Source organism: Noviherbaspirillum galbum (assembly GCF_010974945.1).
Classification (GTDB): Bacteria; Pseudomonadota; Gammaproteobacteria; order Burkholderiales; family Burkholderiaceae_D; genus Noviherbaspirillum; species Noviherbaspirillum galbum.
Map to the genome: position 1 here is coordinate 25,171 of NZ_JAAIVB010000073.1, position 21,828 is coordinate 46,998.

Here is a 21,828-nt window from a genome sequence, read left to right on the forward strand (position 1 = left end):
TCCTAGACGAGTAACAAATGGACAACCAGGAGAAATCTGCATGGAAATGGATATCGGTATTTCCGAACAGGACCGCCGGAAAATCGTCGACGGTCTGTCGCGCATGCTCGCCGACACCTACACCCTTTACCTCAAGACCCACAACTTTCACTGGAACGTCAAGGGCCCGATGTTCCAGACGCTGCACCTGATGTTCGAAACGCAGTACACCGAGCTGGCCGAGGCGGTGGACCTGATCGCCGAACGCATCCGCGCGCTCGGCAGTCCCGCGCCCGGCACCTACAGCATGTTTTCCGCGCTGACGTCGATCAAGGAACCGGATGGCGTGCCCGACGCCAAGGAAATGATCCGCCAGCTTACCCAGGACCAGGAAGCCGTCGTGCGCACCGCGCGCAGCATGATGGATATCGTCGACAAGGCCGGCGACGAGCCGACCGCGGACATGCTCACCCAGCGCATGCAGATCCATGAAAAGACGGCGTGGATGCTGCGTTCCATGCTGGAATGATGAACAGCGCCCGCCGCGAAGGCCCGGTCCGCGACCGGGCCTAGAACTTGTAGCTCAATCCCACGCGCAGCACCGGATACACCTTGAAGCGGCCGACTTCATCTGTCAGGCTCGCGTTCTCGCGCGCGACGTCCGAGGCAAACTGGCTGCAGACCTCGCCGGGCGCGGTGCATCCCGACACGCGCAGCGTGCTGCGCGGCGAGCCCTGGAACAGCAGGCCGACGTCGGAAGACACCGACCAGCCCTTATCCACCTTTCGCGCCCAGCCGATGCCGAGGTAGGGAGCCACCTTGCCGAAATCGACCTTGCCCGTCACCTTGCCGGTATTCGCCGCGCCATAGGTATTGCCATTGACGACATAGTTGCCGGATGCGTTCGGCCTGGCGGCAACGTCGATCTTGTTGGCGTTGTAGGCCAGGCCGGCGGTCATCCGGAAGGCGCTGTCCTGCATGGGATACCAGTCGACCAAGGCATCGTAGGTGCTGGCCCGCATCGACAACTCGTAGTTCATGTCGCGCGCGCTGCCATGGTAGGAGTAGCCCAGATAACCCAGGCCGAGCCGCACGTTCACGCTTTCCCGCACCGGAACGGCGGCATGGAAGCCGATGCCCGTCGTGCCCACCTCACCGATGACGCTGACGTCCGCCTGCGCCGAGAGCGCGACGGTCATGCCTGCCGCCGCGGCCGCTGCCCAAAGATAATTCCGCATGGTCCCTTTGTCTGAATGACAGGCAAGCTTTTTAAGAGGCAAGCTTTCCCGTGGTACAGGCGCTTAGGACCGGCGGAAATCAAGCCGGTTCCATGAAAACCGGCAATCCGGCACGACGTTCGGCGCGACGGCCGGACGCGCGCGGAGGACGTTGAGCAAGCTTCAACGAACCTCGACGAGCTTCAGAACAGGCGCGTCGCCTCGATTGCCCTTTCCACATCGCCGCGGCCGACATCGAGGTGCGTGACCCAGCGGATGCGGCGCATCGCGCCGTCCTTCATCTTGTAGATGCCGCTCGTGACCTGGATCTTCTGCGAGGCGAGAAAGGCCAGGTAGGCATCGGCCACCGATGTGTCCACGTCCATGAACAGGATGTTTGTCTGCACCGGATGCAGCACCGTCCTGCCCTTGAGCTTGTCGTTGCCTTCGGCGGCATCGGCTAGGCCCTGGGCGAGCAGCGCGGCATGCGCGTGGTCTTCGCGCAGGCGGCGCACATGGTGCTCGAGGGCATGCAGGCCGGCGGCGGCGAGCAGGCCCGACTGGCGCATGCCGCCGCCCAGCATCTTGCGCACCCGCCGGGCCTGCCGGATGAATTCCTGCGAACCGAGCAGCAGCGAGCCGATGGGCGCGCCGAGTCCCTTGGACAGGCAGAGCGACACCGAATCGAAGCCGGCGCACAAGTCGCGCGCGGTCGCCGCCGGATCGCCTGCGCCGCTTCCTTCCGCCAGGGCCACCGCCGCGTTGAACAGCCGCGCGCCGTCGATGTGGGCGCGCAAGCCCTTCTCCTTTGCCAGCGCCGCCACGTCATGCATATATTGCATCGGCAGCACCTTGCCGCCGGTGGTGTTTTCCACCACCACCAGCCGGCTGCGCGCGAAATGGGGATCGTCAGGCTTGATGGCGGCCTCGATGTCGGCCAGCGCGATGGTGCCGTCCGGCTGGTGCTCCAGCGGCTGCGGCTGGACCGAACCCAGGACCGCCATGCCGCCCGCCTCCCAGCGATAGGTATGCCATTGCTGGCCCACGATCGCTTCGTCGCCGCGCTGGCAATGCGTCATCAGCGCGATGAGATTGGTCTGCGTGCCGCTCGGCGCGAACAGGCCCGCCTCGAAACCCAGCATGGCGGCCGCCGTTTCCTGCAGGCGATTCACCGTCGGATCGTCGCCGAACACGTCGTCGCCCAGCGGCGCGTCCATCATCGCCTGGCGCATCGCCGCCGTCGGCTGCGTCACGGTGTCGCTACGAAAATCGCTCATGATCAACCTCGAAAAATGATGAGCCGACATTATCCGTTTTTCTCCGCTTCCTGGTTTTGGCGCGATGCGCATGATTGCCGCGGGCGGAAAACATTGTCATTCGCGCGGCGGCGCGCTACCTTATGCAGCACGTTTTTCATGCGCCACGTTGCCATTGGAGGAAAAGCATGCCTGGTCTGCCGATGAAGTTCCATGTCCTTGCCTCGTTCGCCATCGCGGCGGTGCTTGCCACACAGGTTTCCGTTGCCGGACCCCTGCGCGACCGCCTCGCGGAACGCCGCGCCCAGCATGAACAGCATGGCCAGCAGGACGTCCGGCAGGACGGCGAACTCGACGACGGCCATGGCGGCGGGCCGGCCCGCGTGCCCGATGGCGTGCGCGTGCTGCGCAACGAAGCGTATGGCGCCGACCCGCTGCAGCGCTTCGACGTCTACCTGCCGCAGGCGAGGCTGCAGCAACCGGCGCCGGTGCTCTTCCTGGTGCATGGCGGCGGCTGGAGGCGCGGCGACAAGGCCATGTCCAACGTCGTCGAGAACAAGGTGGCGCACTGGGTGCCGCGCGGCTTCATCGTGATCTCCACCAACTACCGCATGCTTCCCGACACCCGCCCCGTCGACCAGGCGCGCGATGTCGCGGCCGCGCTTGCCGCAGCCCAGCAGCGCGCCGCGAACTGGGGCGCCGACCCCGGCAAGTTCGTCCTGATCGGCCATTCCGCAGGGGCGCACCTGGTGGCTTACCTCGCCGCTTCCCCCGCCACCGCTTCGGCCGCGGGCGCGCGCCCATGGCTGGGCACCGTCGCGCTCGACAGCGCGGGATACGACATTCCCAAGGTGATGCAGGAACGGCATTTCCGCCTGTATGACGAGGCCTTCGGCAACGATCCGCAATACTGGCAGCTCGCGTCGCCCTACCATCAGCTCGCGCAGGCAAGCGCGCCCTTGCTGGCGGTGTGCTCGAGCCGCCGCGTCACCTCCTGCCAGCAGGCCCATGCCTTCGTCGCGCGCGACGCCTCGCTCGGCGCGCGCGCCGGCACGCTGGAAAAGGACATGAGCCACGCGCAGATCAACGAGCGGCTCGGCGCGGACCCGGTGTACACCGCCGAGGTCGAGCGTTTCCTGCAACAGCTCGATCCCGCCATTGACACGCTGCTGCGCCGGAATCCGTGACGCCGATCGCCGGCGTGCTCGCCGCCTGGTATGCCAGCCTGAGCATCGTTACCTTCGGCGCCTATGCCCGCGACAAGGCGGCGGCGCGGCGCCAGGCCAGACGTACGCCGGAGCGCACGCTGCACCTGCTGGCCCTGCTCGGGGGCTGGCCGGGAGGCTTGCTGGGCCGGCACCTGCTGCGCCACAAGACGCGCAAGCCGGGCTTCCATGCGGTCCTGTGGACGAGCGCCGTGCTGCACCTGCTGGCCCTGGCCTGGCTTGCTACAATTCCCGGCACCTCATCCTGAATTCTTTCGTCGCTTGCCCTGCAAGCGCTTGGCAATGGACCAACATTTCACAGCGCGCTTCGTCGCCGGCGGCGATCCCGTCGAAATCACCGATGCCGTTCCGCTGCTCGACGCCGCGCTGATGGGCGGCGTGCGTTTTCCCACGTCTTGCCGCAACGGCACCTGCCGTACCTGCATGTGCCGCCTCGTGCAGGGCAAGGTGGCGTACCGCATCGAGTGGCCCGGTTTGACCCCGGAAGAGAAGGCCGACAACTACATCCTGCCGTGCGTCGCCTATGCGCAATCCGACCTCGTGCTCGACGCGCCGGCCGCGCGGCGCATCGCCTGATTCCCCGGGGAGAAGACGATGGCCTTTGCCGACCATGATGGCGTGCCGGTCTACTACGATGCGCGCGGCGACGTTGCCGCGCCGGCGCTCGTCCTGTTGCACGGTTTCGGGTCGAGCAGCGCGCACTGGAAAGTGCTCGGCTATGCCAGCGCCTTTGAAAGAACGCATCGCGTCGTGCTGGTCGATGCGCGGGGCCATGGCAAGAGCGGCAAGCCACATGCGCGCGAAGCCTATGCGCTCGGGCTCCGGCTTGGCGACGTCCATGCGGTGCTCGAGGCGGCCGGCATCCGGCAGGCGCATTTCTGCGGCTTTTCCATGGGTGGCTGGATGGCGCTCGGCATGGCCTTGCAGGCGCCCGAACGCGTGGCTTCCCTGACCCTGGTCGGCGCGCATCCCTACGCGGAACGCTTCGATGCCTTCGCCGGCGTGGATGGCAGCGATGGCGATGTCTTCCTTGCCGCCTTCGAACGCTTCCTCGGCGAGCCGCTCGGACCGGAGGCGCGCCGCATGCTGCTGCTCAACGACCTGCGCGCACTGTGCGCTGCGGCCATCGATCGCGACAGCATGGAGGCCGGTTTCCTGCGGCTGCCCATGCCGGTGCAGGTGTGCGTGGGCGAGCACGACCAACGGCATGTGCCGGCGCATCGCGCCGCGCAAGCGAAGGGCGCGCGCTTCGTCGCCATTCCCGGCGTCCGGCATGCCGATACGCTCAACGCGACCGGCACGCTGATTCCTGCCATCAAGCAATTCATTGCCGGCGCGGAGCAAGGCGTTCTTTGATAGAGTAGTGTCACTCATACAAGGAGAGAACCATGCTGGTCAAGCGCGCCGTCGATCGCGAGTGGATTCCCACCGACTACCCGGGCATCGAGCGTGCCCTCTTCCGTAACAACGAAAGCGGCGGCCGGTCCTCGGTGGTGCGCCTGGCGCAGGGCTCGCACTTTCCCACCCACCGCCATGAAGGCACGGAAGAGGTGCTGGTGCTGTCCGGCATGGTGAGCCTGGGCGGCGTGGAGCTGGCGCAGGGAGACTACATGTTCACCACGCCGGGCGAAACCCATGACGTGCGTGCCCTGACCGACGCGGTGATCTTCGTGTCGTCGCAGAAGGCGACGCCGGTGGTCGGCAAGTAGCGGCCGGCAGGCAGGGGCCGGCGAGCAGCGTCAGCGCCGGCGTTTTTTCCAGTCGTAGTCGGGGCTCGGATCGGCCACCCCGGGCTTGCCCACCGAATCCGGGTTTTCCGAAGACATCGCCACGAAGCAGATCCTTTCCCCGTCGCGCTGCCGGGCGCGCAGTTCTTCCATGAACTTCAGCGCCGCGCCCATCTCTTCCGAACCGAAGGACCTGCCATGCGCCACGGCATGACCGCCTTCGCCACCGTCGTCATACTCGGTCCAGTACACCATGTACATCGTTACTCCCGAGCCAGCTGCGCGACGATCTCATAGGAGCGCAGCCGTGCCGCGTGGTCGTGGATCATGGCATGGATCATCAGTTCGTCCGCGCCGGTATCGGCCAGGAACTGCTCCAGCTGCTGCTTCACCTGTTCCGCATCGCCGATGATGGATCCGCCCAGGCTGGCATGCACCGCCGCCTGTTCGTGCGGCAGCCACAGGCCATCCATGCTCTCCACCGGCGGCGGCATCTGCCCGGGCACGCCGCGCAGCAGGTTCAGGTGCATCTGCTGGTGCGTGGTCGCGAGCCGGCGCGCTTCCTGCTCGGTCTCTGCGGCGAACACGTTGACGCCGACCATCGCATAGGGTTCGGCCAGCGCTTCCGATGGCTGGAACAGTTGCCGGTACAGCGTCAGCGCAAGCCGCATCGAGGCTGGCGCGAACTGTCCGGCGAAGGCAAAGGGCAGGCCGAGCTGCGCCGCGAGCCGCGCGCTGAAATCGCTCGATCCCAGCAGCCAGATCGGAATCTCCAGGCCTTCGCCGGGAATCGCCCGCACGCCTTGCAGGCTGTGCCGCTGGCGGTAACGATCGGGTTGCAGGAATCCGCGCAGTTCTTCCAGTTGTTCCGGAAATTCGTTGCCATCCTGTTCCAGCGTGCGGCGCAAGGCGCGCATGGTGGCGGCGCCGGTTCCCGGCGCCCTTCCGAGGCCGAGGTCGATGCGTCCGGGATAAAGCGATTCCAGCGTGCCGAATTGCTCGGCGATCACCAGCGGCGCGTGATTGGACAGCATGATGCCGCCCGAGCCGACGCGGATGCGCGTCGTGCCGCCGGCGACATGCCCGATCAGCAGCGACGTCGCCGCGCTGGCGATGCCCGGCATGCCATGGTGTTCCGCCAGCCAGAAGCGGTGGTAGCCCCAGCGTTCGCCGTGCCGCGCCAGGTCGAGCGACCGGCGGAAGGCGTCGGCCGGCGTGCCACCGGCCTGCACCGGCGAAAGATCGAGGAGGGAAAGGGGAATCTCGCGCAATCGTTTCATGATCGTCTGACGCACGCCGCGTTCAGGGGTTCTTTTTCTCGCGCAGGCGGATCAGGCCTTCCTGCGCCAGGGTCGCGACCAGTTCGCCTTGCTGGTTGTAAACATGGGCGAAGCACAGGCCGCGGCCGCCGGACGCGTTCGGGCTTTCCATGGCGAACAGCAACCACTCATCCATGCGGAACGGGCGATGGAACCAGATGGAATGGTCGAGGCTGGCGATCTGCAGGCGGGGGTCGCCCATGCGTACGCCATGCGGCTGCAGCGATGTCCAGAGCAGGCCATAGTCGGACACGTAGGCGAACAGGGTTTCATGCAGCTGCACGTCGTCCGGCAGGGTGATCGGCGCCTTGGTCCAGACGTATTTGCCGGGCTTGCCCTCGTGGCCGCTGTAGAGGTCGCCGCCGTGGTCGGCGCGGAAGTCCACCGGCACCGGCATGAAGGGACGCTTGCCGTTGCCGGCGCTCTCCTTCCAGGTCTTCACCGTGGACGCCAGCGATTCCGGCGGCTTGGCGTCGGGCATGGCTTTCTGGTGCGACAGGCCTTCCTCGGCGGTCTGGAAGGAAATCGAGGTCACGAAGATGCGCTTGCCTTCCTGGTAGGCCACCACGCGGCGGGTGCTGAAGGTGCCGCCGTCGCGCACCCGCTCCACTTCGTAGTCGATGGGCAGGCGGTGATTGCCGGGCAGGATGAACAAGGAATGCAGCGAATGCGGGCGCCGGCCATCGACCGTCGCGGTCGCCGCATGCAAGGACTGGCCGAGCACCTGGCCGCCGAAGACGTTCGGGCTTCCCATGAAATGGCTCTGGCCGCGGAAACGGTCTTCGCCGATCTCCTCCAGGTCCAGCAAGCGCAGGATTTCTTCGGTGTTGTAGAGCGTGGTATCGAGCATGGTGAAGAGATTCAGGTCACGTTAGAGGGTCTTGCCGAAGCCGTCGCGCAGTTCGCGCTTGAGCACCTTGCCGATGGCGCTGCGCGGCAGCACGCCGACCAGCTCGACCGCGGCGAGGCGCTGCATCTTGCCCAGGCGCTGGTTCGCCCATTCCAGCAGTTCGTCCGCCGTGGCAGGGCCGGACGCCACCACGAATGCCACCGGCGTCTCGCCCCAGCGCGTGGACGGCACGCCGACCACCGCGGCTTCCTGCACCGCCGGATGCTGCCGCAGCACCGCCTCCAGGTCGCTCGGGTAGATGTTGAAGCCGCCGGAGATGATCATGTCCTTCTTGCGGTCCATCAGCACCAGGAAGCCGTCCTCGTCGAAGCGGCCGACGTCGCCGGTGCGGATGAAGCGCTTGCCGCTGGCGTCATGCCATTCCGCTTCGGCGGTTTTGGCCGGCTGCTTGTGATAGCCCTTCATCATGGCGGCCGAATGTCCCACCACCTCGCCGAGCTCGCCCGGCCCGACTTCGCGGCCGGCGTCGTCGATGAGGCGGATGTCGTGCCCGGGCGCCGGCTTGCCGACGGTATGCAGCTTGTCCGGGAATTCATGGGCCGCGAGCATGCAGGTGCCGCCGCCTTCGGTCATGCCGTAGTACTCGATCAGGCCGCCCGGCCAGCGCTTGAGGATGTCCGCCTTGAGCGCGGCGGAAAACGGCGCGCTGGTGCAGAACTTCATGCGGAAGGACGACAGGTCGTAGTTGCCGAAATCCTCGCGCGCCATGATGCGCTGGTATTGCACCGGCACCAGCATCGCGTGCGTGGCGCGATGGCGCTGCGCCAGCTCGAGGAAGGTCTTGGCGTCGAACTTGGCCATCATCACGACCGTGCCGCCCATGCCGATGGTCGGGAAGAAGCTGACCAGCGTGGTGTTGGAATACAGCGGCGTGGAGATCACCGTCACCGCGCTCGGGTCGTAGCCATTGACCTGGCCGCGCTGCACGTGCGTCCAGCGCATGGAGTGGGGTTGCACGATGCCCTTGGGCGCGCCGGTGGTGCCGGAGGAATAGATGATGTTGAACGGCCAGTCCGGCTGGATGTGGACCGGCGCGGGCGATGCGTCCTCGTCCGGCAGCCAGCTGGCGAACACCACCTCGTCGTCGAGGAAGATGCGCTTCACCGCGACGGATTCGGCGGCCTGGTCGAGCGTCCCCGCGGCATCCTGGTCGAGGAACATGATCCTGGCCTCGGCATCCGCCACCATGCCGGCGAGGCTGTCCGGCGACGACGAGGGCGCCAGCGGCGCGACCGCCACGCCGGCGCGCAGCGCGCCGAGGAAGACGGCGGCATAGTGCAGGGAGGAGGACGCGCAGATCGCGATGGCTTCGGTGGGTTGCACGCCGTCACGCTGCAGGGCGGCGGCGATCCGGTCCATCAGCCGGTCGAGTCCGGCATAGTCGATGGTCTGGCCATCCTGCACCAGCGCCGGATGGCCGGGGCGCGCGGCGGCATGCAGGCGCACCAGGTCCGGCAGGGTGAAAAAGTCTTTTTCGAGGGCTGCGTCGAGTGTGGAAACGGAAGTCATCATCGCTGCATTCAAGTTGAAAAGCCAGCCTCCATACTAGACCAGTTTCCTGGTTTTCGTACGACCGTGCTTTAATTATCTTGGCTCGCCCCAAGTTCCGAAGTGGTGCATGCCGCATTCCATGGTGAGATTCGAAGCTGCCGTCCCGGTTCGCAGAGACACAGTGCCACCGTGTTGTGACTCGGCAACGCGAGCGGCGGCGGTGGATGGGTCAATGAGACGCCGTCATCCGTTCCAGGCCGCCTTCCGTGGCACTATACTTGCTACAGGAAAACTATCTCGACTTCTTGCACCGTCCTGGGTGCTTCATCGACGACGTGAAAATGGCGCGCGCATTTCTCCCGGCCCAGCAGGCATTTTCCCCGGAATCCGGGCTGCTCAGCCATTTGCTCGCCAATTTCGACGGCCTGGTCTACCGATGTCTCGCCGACAGCAACTGGACCATGCAATTCCTGAGCGAGGGCTGCATGGGGCTCACCGGCTACCTGCCCGGGGATTTCATCGCCAACGCCACCATCAGCTACGAAGAGCTGATCCATCCCGACGATCGTTCCCGCGTGCGGGACATCATCTTCGATGCGTTGCGCCGCAATGAACGCTTCAGCCTGGAATACCGGATCGTGCGGCGGGATGGCGCGGTGCGCTGGGTCTGGGAACGCGGCACCGGCATCCGGGACGCGCACGGCGCCTGCTTCGCGCTGGAAGGCTACGTCCAGGACATCACCCAGCGCAAGGCGGCGGAAGATGCCTTGCAGGAGGCGGAACGCCGCTACCGCAGCATCTTCGAAAACGCCATCGAGGGCATCTTCCAGTCCACGTCCGACAAGGGCTACCTCGCCGTCAATCCCGCGCTGGCGCGCATCTACGGCTATGACTCGCCGCAGCAGATGATCGACACCCTGCGCGACCTCGACCGCCAGCTGTATGTCGATCCGCAGCGCCGCGTCGACTTCCTGCAGCACATGAACGGCCAGGGCGCCGTCATCAACTTCGAATCGCAGGTCTACCAGCGCAACGGCAACGTGATCTGGATTTCCGAGAACGCCCGCGCGGTACGCGGCCCGGACGATGCCATCCTGTTCTTCGAGGGCTCGGTGGTCGACATCACCGAGCGCAAGGCCTACGAAGCCAAGATCCGCTTCCAGGCCACGCACGATGCCCTGACGGGCCTGCCCAACCGCAACCTGCTGCGCGACCGCCTGGAGCAGGCGCTGCTCAACGCGCGGCGCGGCAAGCACCTGGCGGCTGTGGCCTTCATCGACCTCGACCAGTTCAAGTTCGTCAACGACAGCCTGGGCCACGAACTCGGCGACGAGCTGCTCAAGATGATCGCCGGGCGGCTGCGTTCCTGCATGCGCGCCGCCGACACGGTGGCGCGCCAGGGCGGCGACGAATTCGTCATCGTGCTCGGCAACCACAAGGACTGCAAGACGGTGGAAGACACCATCGGGCGGGTGATCGAGGCGGTGTCGCGGCCCTGGATGGCGCGCGATCTCGAATTACGCATCACCTGCAGCGTCGGCATCGCTGTCTATCCGAACGATGGCGACAATGCCGAAACCCTGCTGCGCCACGCCGACTCGGCGATGTACAAGGCCAAGGAACTGGGACGCAACAATTTCCAGTATTTTTCGGCCGACATGAACCAGGACGCCACCGAACGCCTCGGCACGCTCAACGCCTTGCGGCAGGCCCTGGCCAACGACGAGTTCGTGCTGCACTACCAGCCGAAGATCAACCTGCTGACCGGCGCCGTGGTCGGCGCGGAAGCCCTGGTACGCTGGCGCAGTCCCGCAAGAGGCATGGTGACGCCCAACGACTTCATTCCGCTGGCCGAGGAAAGCGGGCTGATCATCGACATCGGCGCCTGGGTGCTGAGAACGGCCTGTGCCCAGGCCATGGCCTGGCGGCAGGAAGGACATGGAGGGCGGGATGCGCTGATGGTGTCGGTCAATCTTTCGCCGAGCCAGCTGATGCGCGACGACATCGTCGACGTGGTCGCCGGGGTGCTCGCCGCGACGGGCCTGCCGCCACGCCTACTCGAGCTCGAGATCACCGAAACCGTCGTCATGCGCGACATCGAGAAGTCGCTCGACAAGCTCGCCCGCCTCAAGATGCTGGGCATCCGCATTTCGATCGACGATTTCGGCACCGGCCATTCCAGCCTGAATTACCTGAAGCGGCTGCCGGTCGACATCCTGAAGATCGACCGCTCCTTCGTCAACGACATCGCCACGGATGAAGACGATGCCGCCATCGTCAAGGCGATCATTTCGCTTGCCCGCATCCTGAACCTGGATGTCGTGGCGGAGGGCGTGGAAACCGAGGCCCAGCGCCGTTTCCTGATGGAGAACGGCTGCGACGTCGGACAGGGATATCACTTCAGCCGGCCGCTGCCGGCCGCCGCCTTTGCCAGCGCCTGGCTGGCCTTGCCCGGGGAAACGGCAGGGACCGGCCGGCTGGCGCCGGCGCGCTGATGCGTCTGTAGCGCCTCAGTGATCCCTCAGTAATTCCTCAAACGCCCCAGGGCACGACCTTCACGCCGAAGATCAGTCGATGGAAGGTCATCACCAGCAAGGCCAGCACGATGCCCGAGACCACGGCAATGACGTCCTGCCTGGGAACCGGCTCGAAGGGCTTCACCGCGCCGCGCGCCGTGGCCGACACCAGGTCGATGACCACGTACACCAGGAAGCTGCCGAACAGGATGGTCGCCTTGAGCTCGCCGTTCGCGAGCAGGTGCACCAGCGACCACAGGCCGACGCCGATGAGCATGGGATGCCTGAGGGCGCGGCGGATGCGGGTCTTCATGTTGGCCGCGGCAAGCAGCACGAAGCTGATCATCATCACCAGCGGCGCCGCGTGGATGGCGCCGACATAGGGCGCGAACAGCTGCGGCTGCGAAGGTGCCCTGCCATAGCCGAGCACGATCAGCACCAGGCCGACTGCGGATATCAGGGAAAAACCGAGCTTGTAGCCTTTTTCGCCGAGCGTGGCGAGAAAGCCGCGGCGCATCGGCGGGATCACCGGCACGAGATGCACTCCAAGAAACAGCGCCAGGCCAAGCGACAGCGTTTCCATTCCGTTCTCCTTGTGGACTTGCGGGTGAGTCTGCATGTGGGCGTTCGGCGCCGCGAGGGCCGGTGCCGCGCCGGTGCAGGCATTGTAGCAACAAGCCTTGACGGAATGGCAAGCGCCGTCATGCCGGTTCGTCTATTTCCATGCGGCACGTTCGGAGGGATAATCGTTCGATCATGAACGACACCATTCTCACCTGCGGCGCCGCGCGCGGCATGCTGCAACGATTTGCGATACGGATGCTGGCCCTTGCCGGCTGGCGGGTGCGCTACGCGGGGCTGCCCGGTCCGCGCGGCGTGGTCATCGTGTATCCCCACACCTCGAACTGGGACTTCATCATCGGCTTGCTGGCCAAGTGGGCCATCGGCGTGAAGTTTCGCTGGCTAGGCAAGGAAGCCTTGTTCTCCGGCGCGAGCGGCTTGCTGCTGGGACCTCTGTTGCGGGCCTGGGGCGGCGAGCCGGTCGAGCGCGGCAATTCCACCGGCGCGATCCAGCGGCTGGCGGAACGCATCCGCGACGCCGACGGCTTCTGGCTCGCGCTGGCGCCGGAAGGAACGCGGCGCTACCGCGACGGATGGCGCAGCGGGTTCTACCACATCGCTTTAACGGCAGGCGTGCCGCTGGGCATGGCGGCGATCGATTACCGCAACAAGGAAGTCCGCCTGACGGAATTCGCGCAGCTGAGCGGGGATATCGAGCAGGATCTGGCGCGCGTGCGCAGCGCCTACCCGCAAGGCATGGGACTGCGCCCGGATTGCGAAGCGCCGGTCGTGTGGCGCAGCGCCGAGCAGGAGAAGGACAGGCAGGCGGGGCACCCCGCCTGACCGTCAGGCAGCCTTCGCGGCCGGATCGTTGAAGCTGGCGTCGCCGTCGGCGTGGAGCGCTTCGGCCAGCGCCCGGCCGACGAATCCCGGCAGGGAAAGCACGGCGGCACGTCCCTGGCGCAGGGATTTCGCCAAGTCATCGTCGGAAATCGAGATCGCTTCGACCCGCTCCGCCGTCGAGAAGATGAAATGGCTCTGCAGGGGGCTGACCCAGGCTAGCCTCACCTTGACCTTCATGCCCGCCTTGCCGGTGAACTGCAGCCAGGCGCCGCGGCCGAGTTCCTTGACCTGGCGGTCGAATTCATCCGGCTGGGGTTCGGGCGGCCGGCCCGCCTGGCGCGCGAGACGGCGTTCGGCGGCTTTCTGCGCGACGGACAGAGCCAGCTTGAGCTGGCGTTCCGGCGACAATTCCATCGGGGCGCGCACGATGGACGCATGGCATTTCGCCAGGTCGTCGAAGAACTTGACGCGCTCGGGTTCGTTCCAGCGGATCGCGTCGAGCCACTTGTTGAGGTTCTCGACGATGGCGGGCAGACGCGCGATCAGTTCCTTGCGTTCTTCCATGGTGATCTTGGGCTTCACGCTCCAGCACAGGTCGTCCATGGTCTTGACGGCATTGCCCGCGGCCTGGGGTTTTTCATCCTTCACGCTGTACGCCAGCGTCAGGACCGTGACCCATTTCTCTTCAAGGAAAGTTTCGACGAAGGCAGCCACTTCGCCCGTGCCGACGCGCAGCGCGACCTCGTACTTCGCCTGCTTCAGCGCCACCCGGGTTTTCTCCTGGCGCACGATGGACACCACGCTGGATGCCAGGGCCTGCATTTCCGCGCTCTCTTCCCTGCCGACCCAGGCTTCCAGGTCCGCCAGCGCATCGGCGAAGGAGCCGACGCGCTGATCCGACTGGATGCGCTTCACGCTGCGCAGGATGGTCTGGTAGAGCGGATCGTTGGCGCCGGCCTTGCGGTCCCAGCCCACCGCCAGGCGGCCCAGCAAGTCGATCACCCGGCGTGCCGGATGATCGTCGCTGAAGAAGAATTCCTTGTCCTTGAGGGTGGCCTTGAGCACCGGCACCTGCAGGGAGCCGATCAGCGCTTTCATTTCGGGCGGCATGCCGGCGTCGCGGAAGACGGCGTCGAAGACGCGGATCAGCAGGTCGATGGTATGCAGGTTTTCCCGCGAGCGCGCCTCGGCGGGCATCGTGGACAAGATGTGCGACAGCAGCGTGGCGCCCTCCTCGGCGCTGGGCGTGCCGATCGGTCCGGCGCCGCTGCGCTGGATGGCGGCGATGTGGGCGAGCAGTTCGTTGCGCGCCGCGGTCACCTGCACCTGGTCGTCATGGAAAAGGGTCGGCAAGGCGCCGCCCAGCGGCCTGTCCTTGACCGGACCCGGGGCGCTGTCCTGCGAAAACATGGTGCGCAGGCGAGAGGTCACGGGGTCGTCGTTCGTTTCCGGCGCCGGCTTCGCCGCTTCCGCGCGGGGAACCACGAGATTCGGCAGCACCGCGCGCTTGACCAGGATGGTATTCAAGGCCTGGTAGATCGCGCCGAAGTCGGCGCAATTCTCGGACTGCAGCAGCGGATACACCAGGTGATGCGCGGCCTTGCTGGCTTCGAAGTCGCACCAGGCTTCATGGATGGCATCGAGCACGACCTGGGCGCGGAACGGGCTCTCCGCGGCGGACAAGGCGTCTCGTCCAAGCAGATGCCCGAGGCGCGCGTTGAGGGCGGTGAAGCGCTCCGCATGAAGCGCTTCGATGGCATGGCCTTCTTTCAGCAGGCTGAGTTTCTTGTCGACTTCGAGGTCGGGCGCGAGCGAATGGGAAGGCAGCTGTTCCACGTGCGCGGCCGCGACGCCGAGGGCCGCGATCTCCGCCCGGAATGCCTTGCCGATCCGGTCCGAGGCCGCGAAGCAGAACGGGAAACGGCTTTTCTTCAGCAGGCCGGCCGAGGCGGCGTAGCGCTGCGCCGCCGCCGGATCGGGTTCGATGCGCGCTTCCTGGGCAAGCGCTTCGGCAAGCCGGATCGCCAGGGCCTCGAGCTGCCGCGTCGCGGTCGTCGTCGCGGTATCGATCAGCTCGAGCAGGATCTCGTCGCGATGGGAGGTCGCGATGTCGATGTGATCGAAGGTAGAGTTGGTAAATTGAATTGCCATGTTTGTACCGCAAAGTGTGCTGCAGTGATGCTGCGAGTCGTTACGCTGTTCTTCTGCTGTTGCGTGTTGCGTTCAAGCGAGGCTTGAAGGAGGGGATGGGAGGCCCTGCGCCGGAATGCCGGCATCGGCTTGGCGACGGGCCGCTCCTTGAAAGGCATTGTTGCACGGCGTTTCTGCAAGGCAATGCCCAATTTGTAATGAATGGTTTCCCGTGGACTGCTTTTCCGCCGGGCGGTGTTTTTGCGGGAACGAGCGGTGCGGCGACCGGGCACGGATGCAACCGTGGCAGGCCGCACCTTAGTGGACGTGGTCCAAAAAACAAAAAGCGCGGCATGGTATGTGCCGCGCTTTTCAAGGCTTGCCCGTCTGGACGGGTAACAACTGCTTACGAAGTTCTCAGGAAGCCAGCCTGTCCTGCAGCTTGGCCTTGGTGGATTCCAGCTCGTCCGGCAGGTTGTGCTTGAGCTTGTCGAACAATTCGGTGTGCAGGTCGATTTCCGACAGCCATGCCTGGCGGTCGATCGAGGTGATCTGCATGAACTGCTCTTCGGTGAATTCCAGGCCGTCCCAGGTCAGGTCCTGGAAGGTCGGGCTGACTCCAAAGACATGCTCCTCGCCGTTGGCCTTGCCTTCGATGCGGTCGAGCATCCATTTCAGCACGCGCATGTTGTCGCCGAAGCCGGGCCAGACGAACTTGCCATTCTCGTCGGTACGGAACCAGTTGACGCAGTAGATCCTCGGTTGGTCGCCGCCGGCGGATGCGATCTTCGAGCCCATGTTCAGCCAGTGCTGGAAGTAATCGCTCATGTTGTAGCCGGCGAACGGCAGCATGGCGAAGGGGTCGCGGCGCACCACGCCCATCTGGCCCGCGGCCGCGGCGGTGGTTTCGGAGCCCATGGTCGCGGCCATGTAGACGCCTTCGATCCAGTCGCGCGCCTCGGTCACCAGCGGCACCGTGGTCGAACGGCGGCCGCCGAAGATGAAGGCCGAGATCGGCACGCCGGCCGGATCGTCCCAGGACGGGTCGAGAACCGGGTTCTGGGTGGCCGGCACGGTGAAGCGGGCGTTCGGATGGGCTGCCTTGCGGCCAGTTTCCTTGGCGATCTGCGGCGTCCAGTCCTTGCCCTGCCAGTCGATCAGGTGAGCGGGCGCTTCCTTCGTCATGCCTTCCCACCAGACGTCGCCGTCATCGGTCAGGCCGACGTTGGTGAAGATGGTGTTGGCGGTCAGCGACGCCATGCAGTTTGAGTTGGTGGCGGTGTTCGTGCCCGGGGCGACGCCGAAATAACCGGCTTCCGGGTTGATGGCGTACAGGCGGCCATCCTTGCCCGGCTTGATCCAGGCGATGTCGTCGCCGATGGTGGTGATCTTCCAGCCCTTGAAGGCGACCGGCGGGATCATCATGGCGAAGTTGGTCTTGCCGCAGGCCGACGGGAAGGCTGCCGCGACGTAGTGCTTCTTGCCTTCCGGCGACTCGACGCCCAGGATCAGCATGTGCTCGGCCAGCCAGCCCTGGTCGCGGCCCATGGTGGAGGCGATGCGCAGCGCGAAGCATTTCTTGCCCAGCAGCGCGTTGCCGCCGTAGCCGGAACCGAAGGACCAGATTTCCCGGGTTTCGGGGTAATGCACGATGTACTTGGTCGGATTGCAGGGCCAGGGCACATCCTGCTCGCCCTTGGCCAGCGGCTTGCCGACGGAATGGACGCAGGGCACGAAGTCGCCGCTGGCGCCGAGCACCTCGTACACGCCCTTGCCCATGCGGGTCATGATGCGCATGTTGACGGCGACGTACGGGGAATCGGAGAGTTCGACCCCGATGTGGGCGATCGGCGAGCCGAGCGGGCCCATGGAGAACGGCACCACGTACATGGTGCGGCCGCGCATGCAGCCGTCGAACAGCGCGTTCAGGGTGGAGCGCATCTCGCCCGGGGCCATCCAGTTGTTCGTCGGGCCGGCGTCTGCCTGCTTTTCCGAGCAGATGAAGGTACGGTCTTCCACGCGCGCGACATCGGACGGATCGGAGCAGGCCAGGTAGCTGTTCGGGCGCTTGGCGTCGTTCAGCTTCTTCATGGTGCCGGCGGCGACCATCTCGGCGCAAAGCCGGTCGTATTCTTCCTGGGAGCCGTCGCACCAATAGATGCGATCGGGCTTGGTGAGGGCCGCGATCTCGGCAACCCAGCTGACCAGTTTCTGGTGTTTAACGTAAGACGGAGCGTTGACCGGAGCAACGCCACCCATGACGGGCTGATTCATAGAGAACTACCTCCAATGCCAATAAAGAATTCGGTCTTGTCCCGGCACGGCAGGATCGTCGTCAGCTTGTGGCTCGGCTAAAGTTGTCGTTTCTCTAGCGGTACGGCGGTCTTGTCGAAGCGGCCTGGGGAGCATGCATGCCTGACTTAAGCAAGAGCTCTACCACCGGCTGCGCAGCCTGAAAAATGGAATAATGTCAGGCTGGTGGGCTCGCGATCCGGAGCGGATCCAGCGAGAAGTAGGGGCCGATTCTACACGCCGTTGCCACTGCGCTCAATGATTTGAGACAAATTTGTAGGAAGAATTGTTGAGTTATGTAGTAGGGCATTTTACGAGCCGTTAATACCCGTCGATTTATTACGGAAATATCACAGGACTGCCAAAACCACATGAAAATTGCCATCCTCGACGACTACCAGGACGCCGTGCGCCACCTCGATTGCTTCAAGTTGCTTGACGGCCATGACGTGAAAATTTTTACAAATAGTGCAAAAGGTATAGGCCAGCTGGCGATACGGCTGGCGGACTTCGACGCCCTTGTCCTTATCCGCGAGCGCACCGCCCTGTCCGCCGCCCTGCTCGCCCGGCTGCCCAACCTGAAGCTGATCTCGCAGACCGGCAAGCTCAGCGGCCACGTCGACGTCGAGGCGGCGACCCGCCAGAAGATCGCCATCGTCGAAGGCGTCGGCGATCCGACCGCGCCGGCCGAGCTGACCTGGGCGCTGGTCATGGCCGCCGCCCGCAAGATTCCGCAATACGCCGCCAACCTGCGCGACGGCTTGTGGCAGACCGCGTCCGTCACCCCGGAGCTCAACACGCTCGGCCACGTGCTCAAGGGCCGCACGCTGGCCATCTGGGGATATGGCCGGATCGGCCGCCTGGTCGCCGGCTATGGCCGTGCGTTCGGCATGCGCGTCATGGTGTGGGGCCGCGAGCCCAGCCGCGAGGCCGCGGTCAAGGATGGCTACGCCGCCGCCGCGTCGCGCGAAGCGTTTTTCAGCGAGGCCGACGTGCTGTCGCTGCATCTCCGCCTCAACGATGCCACGCGCGGCATCGTGACCGCCGACGACCTTGGCCGCATGAAGCATGGCGCGCTGTTCGTCAACACCTCGCGCGCCGAACTCGTGGCGGAAGGCGCGCTCGAAGCCGCCCTGCGCCAGGGACGCCCCGGCTTCGCCGCGCTCGACGTCTTCGAAACCGAACCCCTGCCCGCCGATTCGCCGATGTTGCGCTACGCCAATGTGCTTGCCACGCCCCATCTCGGCTACGTCGAGAAGGACAGCTACGAGTTGTATTTCCGGGCGGCCTTCCAGAACATCGTCGACTTCGCCGCCGGCACGCCGAAAAACGTGCTCAATCCCGCCTCCCTGGAGGCCTGACGGCGAGGCCGGGAGGCGGTCAGCGGGCTGGCGCGTTTGCGCGTAACATCGACGGGTCATTCCAGCGAAGACCCCTCATGCAACCCAAACTCTGGTCCCTCACCCTCGGCAATTTCGCGATCGGCGCGGGCGTCATGATCGTGCCCGGCATGCTCAACGAGCTGAGCGCGGACCTGTCCGTGCCGCCCGCCTCCATCGGCTTCATCATTTCCGCCTTCGCCATGACGATCTGCGTCGGCGGACCGTTCCTCGCCAGCCTCACCAGCGCCATCGAGCGTCGCAAGCTGCTGGTGGCGTCGCTCCTGCTGTACGCCGCCATGCATTTCGTCTCGGCGCTCGCGCCCGGTTACCAGCTGCTGCTGCTCGCGCGGGTCGTGACTGCGATCGGCGCGGCGCTCTTCACCGCCCAGGCCGCGGCAACGGCCGGGTTGATGGTGGCGCCGGAAGTGCGCGGCAAGGCGATCGGCTTCGTCTTCCTCGGCTGGTCGATCGCCGCGGTGCTCGGCACGCCCCTCGGCGCCTATCTCGGCGCGCATCTCGGCTGGCGTCCCACGATGGCGCTCGTCGGCCTGCTCTCGCTGGTCTCGGCATTCGCCGTCTGGCGCCAGATTCCTTCCAAGCTGTTTATCGCGCCGATCGACCGCGCGGCGTGGGGCGCCCTGTTTTCGGACGCGCCGCTGCTGCTGGCGATTTCCGTCACCGCCATCCAGGCATTGGGCATGTTCACCATGTTTTCCTACATGGCGCTGGTGCTCAAGGATTCGATTGGCGCCACGCCTACCATCATCAGCCTGATGTTCCTGTGCTTCGGCGTCACCGGCGTGATCGGCAACGTGTTCGGCGCGCGCCTCATGGACAAGGCCGGCCCGGTGCGCGTCGGCTGCGCCGCCATGGGCTGCATGTTCATCGCGATCCTGTCCTGGCCGATCAGCCGCGGCTCGCTGCCGCTGACCGCCCTGCTCACCCTGGTCTGGGGACTGGGCTGCTTCGCCGTCAACGGCTCGCAGCAAGCCAGGCTGGTCGGCATGGCGCCGCGCCTGGCGTCGGCCTCGGTGGCGATGAACTCGTCGGCGATTTACCTGGGGCAGGCGATGGGCGCGTTCATCGGCGGCCTGATCGTGTCCTCGCAAGGCACGGAGAACCTGTCCTGGTTCGGCGCCCTGCCGATGGGCGCGGCGATCCTGGTATCGCAGGCAGCCGCGGCCATGGCTGGCAGGCGCACGGCGGAGGCGGCATGAAGATCCTCAGCGTCAACGTCGGTCGTGCGGCCGAGCTGTTCGTGCCGCAGTCTGAACGCATGCGCCGCATCGTCAGCGGCATCCGCAAGCATGCCGTCGACGGCCCGGTGCAGGTGCGCCGGCTCGGCCTCGACGGCGACGAACAGGCTGACCTGACGGTGCACGGCGGATTGGTGAAGGCGGTGTATGCCTATCCTTCCGAACATTATCCGTTCTGGCAGGACCGGCGCGCGGACGTCTTCAAGCAGGAAGAGGTCCTGCCTCCGGGCACGATGGGAGAAAACCTGACCCTGGCCGGCCTGCTCGAGACGGAAACCTGGGTCGGCGACAGGCTGCATGCAGGCAGCGTGATCCTGCAGGTGACCGAACCGCGCCAGCCCTGCTTCAAGTTCAATGCGCGGATGGGGTTTTCGCATGCCTCGAAGTTGATGCTGCAGTCGGGATTCACCGGGTTTTACCTCAGGGTGATCCAGGAAGGGGAGCTGCGGGCGGACGACCCGGTCCGGCTCGAACCGGGGCCGCGCCAGACCTCGATCGCCCAGCTCAGCGAACAGCGTCGTAAGGGGCGCCAGAGGGACTTGTTTTGAAGCTGGTGCGGACCAGTGCCTGCCCGCCGGTCCACATCTTGCTCCAGCCCGGCGGCCAGGGCAGCGGCGGGCCGGAATAGGCCGGCACGTTGCGGCGCACCGGAATGACCGGCAGATGCTCCGGCACCGGACCATCGCGCAGGTCCCAGCCCAGCGTGTAAGCATAGTTCGGCAGCAGGACCTCGCATATCGCATCGAACCAGGCGGTATGGTCTTCGTCGCGGCGCAATGCCTGGGCCAGTCCCTGCGGATCGAACTGGGCGAGCGAGCTGGCCAGTTCCTGCGTCGTCGCACCGGGCTTGTCGCCCCATCCCATGACGGGATTGAAGTTGTAATCCGCCCCCGAGCCATACCAGCCTTCGCGCCACGAGCGGTCCATCCAGTTGCGCTGGCCGGTGAACAGGTGCCAGCGCCAATGAATGCCGGACGGTTTCGGCCAGCTGTACAGGTAGAGCCGCTGGTATCCGGCGCGGTGCAGTTCGCGCAGCATGGCCATCAGCCGCGCGTGCGGCATGCGGTCGGGCGGATCGCGCCGGAACCGGATCGGCTCGCCGTCGGCGTGCTGCAGTTCGTCATGCGACAGGTTGAGGTCCAGCGTGCGGACCTCGTCGCCAAAGCGCACCGCCACCCATCCGGTCAACAGGTTGACCGAGGTGATGACGCCATAACCGCGATGGCGATGGAAGATGACGGTGCCGGGTGCGACAGTTTTCATGAATTCAGCATTCAAAACGGGACTGCCGGCCTTTGCCTGGCCGGCATGTCTTCAACTCTATACCATTCGAGCCCATTCCCGCACGGCAGGCGTGCGGCGCCATGGGCAGTCAATGATTGGAACAGCGAATGAACAGGAAAGTGCCTGTCCATCGAAGCGGAACGGGCAGCGGGTTTTCCTGCTGATGCGCAGCGTGTTTTTCTGTGGCGGAAGCCCTGGTGTCGGCTTGCGCGCGATGTGGCGCAGTGACGCTCCCTGTTGCTCATTCAGACAAACACCGCAAGCAATTGTTCCCTGCCGGAAGCCAGCGGCGCCTCGGTTTCCCGTCTTTCCTGCACCAGCAAGGTTGCCTTCAATCCCTCGGATGGTGCATTGAGTGGAATTGCCATGGGGAAAACCCTGGCCCGTAACTTGCAAGCATGTTGCGCTGCAGCGAAGACATCCTTTTCGAAGACCCCAA

At 65.5% G+C, this 21,828-nt stretch carries 22 protein-coding genes; 11 read left to right on the forward strand and 11 right to left on the reverse strand.

Annotation, left to right across the window (positions count from 1 at the left end):
* Window positions 1–40 precede the first annotated feature (40 nt).
* Window positions 41–508, forward strand: a complete 468-nt coding sequence (locus G3574_RS20985; RefSeq protein ID WP_163967506.1) for a Dps family protein — start codon at window positions 41–43, stop codon at window positions 506–508.
* 40 nt (window positions 509–548) lie between these two features.
* Here the strand turns inward: G3574_RS20985 and G3574_RS20990 are convergent, their stop codons facing one another.
* Window positions 549–1,217: a hypothetical protein gene (locus G3574_RS20990; protein ID WP_235953543.1), complete on the reverse strand. Its 669-nt coding sequence runs from the start codon at window positions 1,215–1,217 to the stop codon at window positions 549–551.
* 182 nt (window positions 1,218–1,399) lie between these two features.
* Window positions 1,400–2,473 (reverse strand): low-specificity L-threonine aldolase, encoded by a 1,074-nt coding sequence (ltaE, locus tag G3574_RS20995; RefSeq protein WP_163967507.1) that lies wholly within the window; start codon window positions 2,471–2,473, stop codon window positions 1,400–1,402.
* Window positions 2,474–2,640: 167 nt separating this feature from the next.
* Here ltaE and G3574_RS21000 point away from each other — a divergent pair, with 167 nt between their 5' ends.
* The 5 genes from G3574_RS21000 to G3574_RS21020 are packed head-to-tail and all read left to right on the forward strand — an operon-like array spanning window position 2,641 to window position 5,387.
* The gene (locus G3574_RS21000; protein ID WP_163967508.1) at window positions 2,641–3,639 is read left to right on the forward strand and encodes an alpha/beta hydrolase fold domain-containing protein; all 999 of its coding nucleotides are present in this window, start codon (window positions 2,641–2,643) and stop codon (window positions 3,637–3,639) included.
* Window positions 3,636–3,926: a DUF1294 domain-containing protein gene (locus G3574_RS21005; protein ID WP_163967509.1), complete on the forward strand. Its 291-nt coding sequence runs from the start codon at window positions 3,636–3,638 to the stop codon at window positions 3,924–3,926. The genes G3574_RS21000 and G3574_RS21005 overlap by 4 nt, the downstream gene beginning before the upstream one ends.
* A gap of 34 nt (window positions 3,927–3,960) precedes the next feature.
* Window positions 3,961–4,254, forward strand: a complete 294-nt coding sequence (locus G3574_RS21010) for a 2Fe-2S iron-sulfur cluster-binding protein (protein WP_163967510.1) — start codon at window positions 3,961–3,963, stop codon at window positions 4,252–4,254.
* Between the two features lie 18 nt (window positions 4,255–4,272).
* The gene (locus tag G3574_RS21015; RefSeq protein WP_163967511.1) at window positions 4,273–5,034 is read left to right on the forward strand and encodes an alpha/beta fold hydrolase; all 762 of its coding nucleotides are present in this window, start codon (window positions 4,273–4,275) and stop codon (window positions 5,032–5,034) included.
* Between the two features lie 32 nt (window positions 5,035–5,066).
* Window positions 5,067–5,387, forward strand: a complete 321-nt coding sequence (locus G3574_RS21020; RefSeq protein WP_163967512.1) for a cupin domain-containing protein — start codon at window positions 5,067–5,069, stop codon at window positions 5,385–5,387.
* 30 nt (window positions 5,388–5,417) lie between these two features.
* On the opposite strand, the gene G3574_RS21025 is transcribed toward G3574_RS21020, so the two are convergent.
* From G3574_RS21025 to G3574_RS21040, 4 genes are read right to left on the reverse strand one after another with little or no spacing between them, the layout of a single operon-like run.
* Window positions 5,418–5,666, reverse strand: a complete 249-nt coding sequence (locus G3574_RS21025) for a hypothetical protein (protein WP_163967513.1) — start codon at window positions 5,664–5,666, stop codon at window positions 5,418–5,420.
* Window positions 5,667–5,668: 2 nt separating this feature from the next.
* The gene (locus tag G3574_RS21030; protein ID WP_163967514.1) at window positions 5,669–6,685 is read right to left on the reverse strand and encodes an LLM class flavin-dependent oxidoreductase; all 1,017 of its coding nucleotides are present in this window, start codon (window positions 6,683–6,685) and stop codon (window positions 5,669–5,671) included.
* 22 nt (window positions 6,686–6,707) lie between these two features.
* On the reverse strand, window positions 6,708–7,574 hold the full coding sequence (locus tag G3574_RS21035; protein ID WP_163967515.1) for an acyl-CoA thioesterase: 867 nt from the start codon (window positions 7,572–7,574) through the stop codon (window positions 6,708–6,710).
* 21 nt (window positions 7,575–7,595) lie between these two features.
* Window positions 7,596–9,146 (reverse strand): class I adenylate-forming enzyme family protein, encoded by a 1,551-nt coding sequence (locus G3574_RS21040; RefSeq protein WP_163967516.1) that lies wholly within the window; start codon window positions 9,144–9,146, stop codon window positions 7,596–7,598.
* 284 nt (window positions 9,147–9,430) lie between these two features.
* On the opposite strand from G3574_RS21040, the gene G3574_RS21045 reads away from it, so the two are divergent.
* Window positions 9,431–11,620, forward strand: coding sequence for a putative bifunctional diguanylate cyclase/phosphodiesterase (locus G3574_RS21045; RefSeq protein WP_328804824.1), 2,190 nt, complete (start codon window positions 9,431–9,433; stop codon window positions 11,618–11,620).
* Window positions 11,621–11,657: 37 nt separating this feature from the next.
* Here G3574_RS21045 and G3574_RS21050 read toward each other — a convergent pair whose 3' ends face one another.
* Window positions 11,658–12,224, reverse strand: coding sequence for an NnrU family protein (locus tag G3574_RS21050; RefSeq protein ID WP_163967517.1), 567 nt, complete (start codon window positions 12,222–12,224; stop codon window positions 11,658–11,660).
* Between the two features lie 173 nt (window positions 12,225–12,397).
* Between G3574_RS21050 and G3574_RS21055 the strand changes: the two genes are divergently transcribed.
* On the forward strand, window positions 12,398–13,045 hold the full coding sequence (locus tag G3574_RS21055; RefSeq protein WP_163967518.1) for a 1-acyl-sn-glycerol-3-phosphate acyltransferase: 648 nt from the start codon (window positions 12,398–12,400) through the stop codon (window positions 13,043–13,045).
* A 3-nt stretch (window positions 13,046–13,048) separates the two neighbouring features.
* Here G3574_RS21055 and G3574_RS21060 read toward each other — a convergent pair whose 3' ends face one another.
* The gene (locus G3574_RS21060) at window positions 13,049–15,196 is read right to left on the reverse strand and encodes a DUF1631 family protein (RefSeq protein ID WP_163967519.1); all 2,148 of its coding nucleotides are present in this window, start codon (window positions 15,194–15,196) and stop codon (window positions 13,049–13,051) included.
* A 396-nt stretch (window positions 15,197–15,592) separates the two neighbouring features.
* On the reverse strand, window positions 15,593–17,449 hold the full coding sequence (locus G3574_RS21065; protein ID WP_163967520.1) for a phosphoenolpyruvate carboxykinase (GTP): 1,857 nt from the start codon (window positions 17,447–17,449) through the stop codon (window positions 15,593–15,595).
* Window positions 17,450–17,838: 389 nt separating this feature from the next.
* Here G3574_RS21065 and G3574_RS21070 point away from each other — a divergent pair, with 389 nt between their 5' ends.
* From G3574_RS21070 to G3574_RS21080, 3 genes are all read left to right on the forward strand, one after another.
* Window positions 17,839–18,828: a D-2-hydroxyacid dehydrogenase family protein gene (locus G3574_RS21070; RefSeq protein ID WP_163967521.1), complete on the forward strand. Its 990-nt coding sequence runs from the start codon at window positions 17,839–17,841 to the stop codon at window positions 18,826–18,828.
* Window positions 18,829–18,905: 77 nt separating this feature from the next.
* A complete protein-coding gene (locus G3574_RS21075; RefSeq protein ID WP_163967522.1) occupies window positions 18,906–20,066 on the forward strand; it encodes an MFS transporter in 1,161 nt (386 codons plus the stop codon).
* Window positions 20,063–20,653, forward strand: coding sequence for an MOSC domain-containing protein (locus tag G3574_RS21080; protein WP_163967523.1), 591 nt, complete (start codon window positions 20,063–20,065; stop codon window positions 20,651–20,653). The genes G3574_RS21075 and G3574_RS21080 overlap by 4 nt, the downstream gene beginning before the upstream one ends.
* Here G3574_RS21080 and G3574_RS21085 read toward each other — a convergent pair.
* Window positions 20,610–21,368 (reverse strand): L-asparaginase, encoded by a 759-nt coding sequence (locus G3574_RS21085; protein ID WP_163967524.1) that lies wholly within the window; start codon window positions 21,366–21,368, stop codon window positions 20,610–20,612. The genes G3574_RS21080 and G3574_RS21085 overlap by 44 nt on opposite strands.
* A gap of 266 nt (window positions 21,369–21,634) precedes the next feature.
* Entirely contained in the window at window positions 21,635–21,757 is a 123-nt protein-coding gene (locus tag G3574_RS28710; RefSeq protein ID WP_268958903.1) for a hypothetical protein, read from the reverse strand.
* Window positions 21,758–21,828: the final 71 nt, after the last annotated feature.

Excerpts from the sequence above, each read along its gene's own strand:
- G3574_RS21050 (WP_163967517.1), bottom strand. The coding sequence starts at position 12,224 with ATGGAAACGCTGTCGCTTGGCCTGGCGCTGTTTCTTGGAGTGCATCTC.
- G3574_RS21040 (WP_163967516.1), bottom strand. The coding sequence starts at position 9,146 with ATGATGACTTCCGTTTCCACACTCGACGCAGCCCTCGAAAAAGACTTT.
- G3574_RS21015 (WP_163967511.1), top strand. The coding sequence starts at position 4,273 with ATGGCCTTTGCCGACCATGATGGCGTGCCGGTCTACTACGATGCGCGC.
- G3574_RS21030 (WP_163967514.1), bottom strand. The coding sequence starts at position 6,685 with ATGAAACGATTGCGCGAGATTCCCCTTTCCCTCCTCGATCTTTCGCCG.
- G3574_RS20985 (WP_163967506.1), top strand. The coding sequence starts at position 41 with ATGGAAATGGATATCGGTATTTCCGAACAGGACCGCCGGAAAATCGTC.
- G3574_RS21010 (WP_163967510.1), top strand. The coding sequence starts at position 3,961 with ATGGACCAACATTTCACAGCGCGCTTCGTCGCCGGCGGCGATCCCGTC.
- G3574_RS21025 (WP_163967513.1), bottom strand. The coding sequence starts at position 5,666 with ATGTACATGGTGTACTGGACCGAGTATGACGACGGTGGCGAAGGCGGT.
- G3574_RS21020 (WP_163967512.1), top strand. The coding sequence starts at position 5,067 with ATGCTGGTCAAGCGCGCCGTCGATCGCGAGTGGATTCCCACCGACTAC.
- G3574_RS21070 (WP_163967521.1), top strand. The coding sequence starts at position 17,839 with ATGAAAATTGCCATCCTCGACGACTACCAGGACGCCGTGCGCCACCTC.
- G3574_RS21060 (WP_163967519.1), bottom strand. The coding sequence starts at position 15,196 with ATGGCAATTCAATTTACCAACTCTACCTTCGATCACATCGACATCGCG.
- G3574_RS21035 (WP_163967515.1), bottom strand. The coding sequence starts at position 7,574 with ATGCTCGATACCACGCTCTACAACACCGAAGAAATCCTGCGCTTGCTG.
- G3574_RS21055 (WP_163967518.1), top strand. The coding sequence starts at position 12,398 with ATGAACGACACCATTCTCACCTGCGGCGCCGCGCGCGGCATGCTGCAA.
- ltaE (WP_163967507.1), bottom strand. The coding sequence starts at position 2,473 with ATGAGCGATTTTCGTAGCGACACCGTGACGCAGCCGACGGCGGCGATG.
- G3574_RS20990 (WP_235953543.1), bottom strand. The coding sequence starts at position 1,217 with ATGCGGAATTATCTTTGGGCAGCGGCCGCGGCGGCAGGCATGACCGTC.
- G3574_RS21075 (WP_163967522.1), top strand. The coding sequence starts at position 18,906 with ATGCAACCCAAACTCTGGTCCCTCACCCTCGGCAATTTCGCGATCGGC.
- G3574_RS21065 (WP_163967520.1), bottom strand. The coding sequence starts at position 17,449 with ATGAATCAGCCCGTCATGGGTGGCGTTGCTCCGGTCAACGCTCCGTCT.
- G3574_RS28710 (WP_268958903.1), bottom strand. The coding sequence starts at position 21,757 with ATGGCAATTCCACTCAATGCACCATCCGAGGGATTGAAGGCAACCTTG.
- G3574_RS21080 (WP_163967523.1), top strand. The coding sequence starts at position 20,063 with ATGAAGATCCTCAGCGTCAACGTCGGTCGTGCGGCCGAGCTGTTCGTG.
- G3574_RS21000 (WP_163967508.1), top strand. The coding sequence starts at position 2,641 with ATGCCTGGTCTGCCGATGAAGTTCCATGTCCTTGCCTCGTTCGCCATC.
- G3574_RS21085 (WP_163967524.1), bottom strand. The coding sequence starts at position 21,368 with ATGAAAACTGTCGCACCCGGCACCGTCATCTTCCATCGCCATCGCGGT.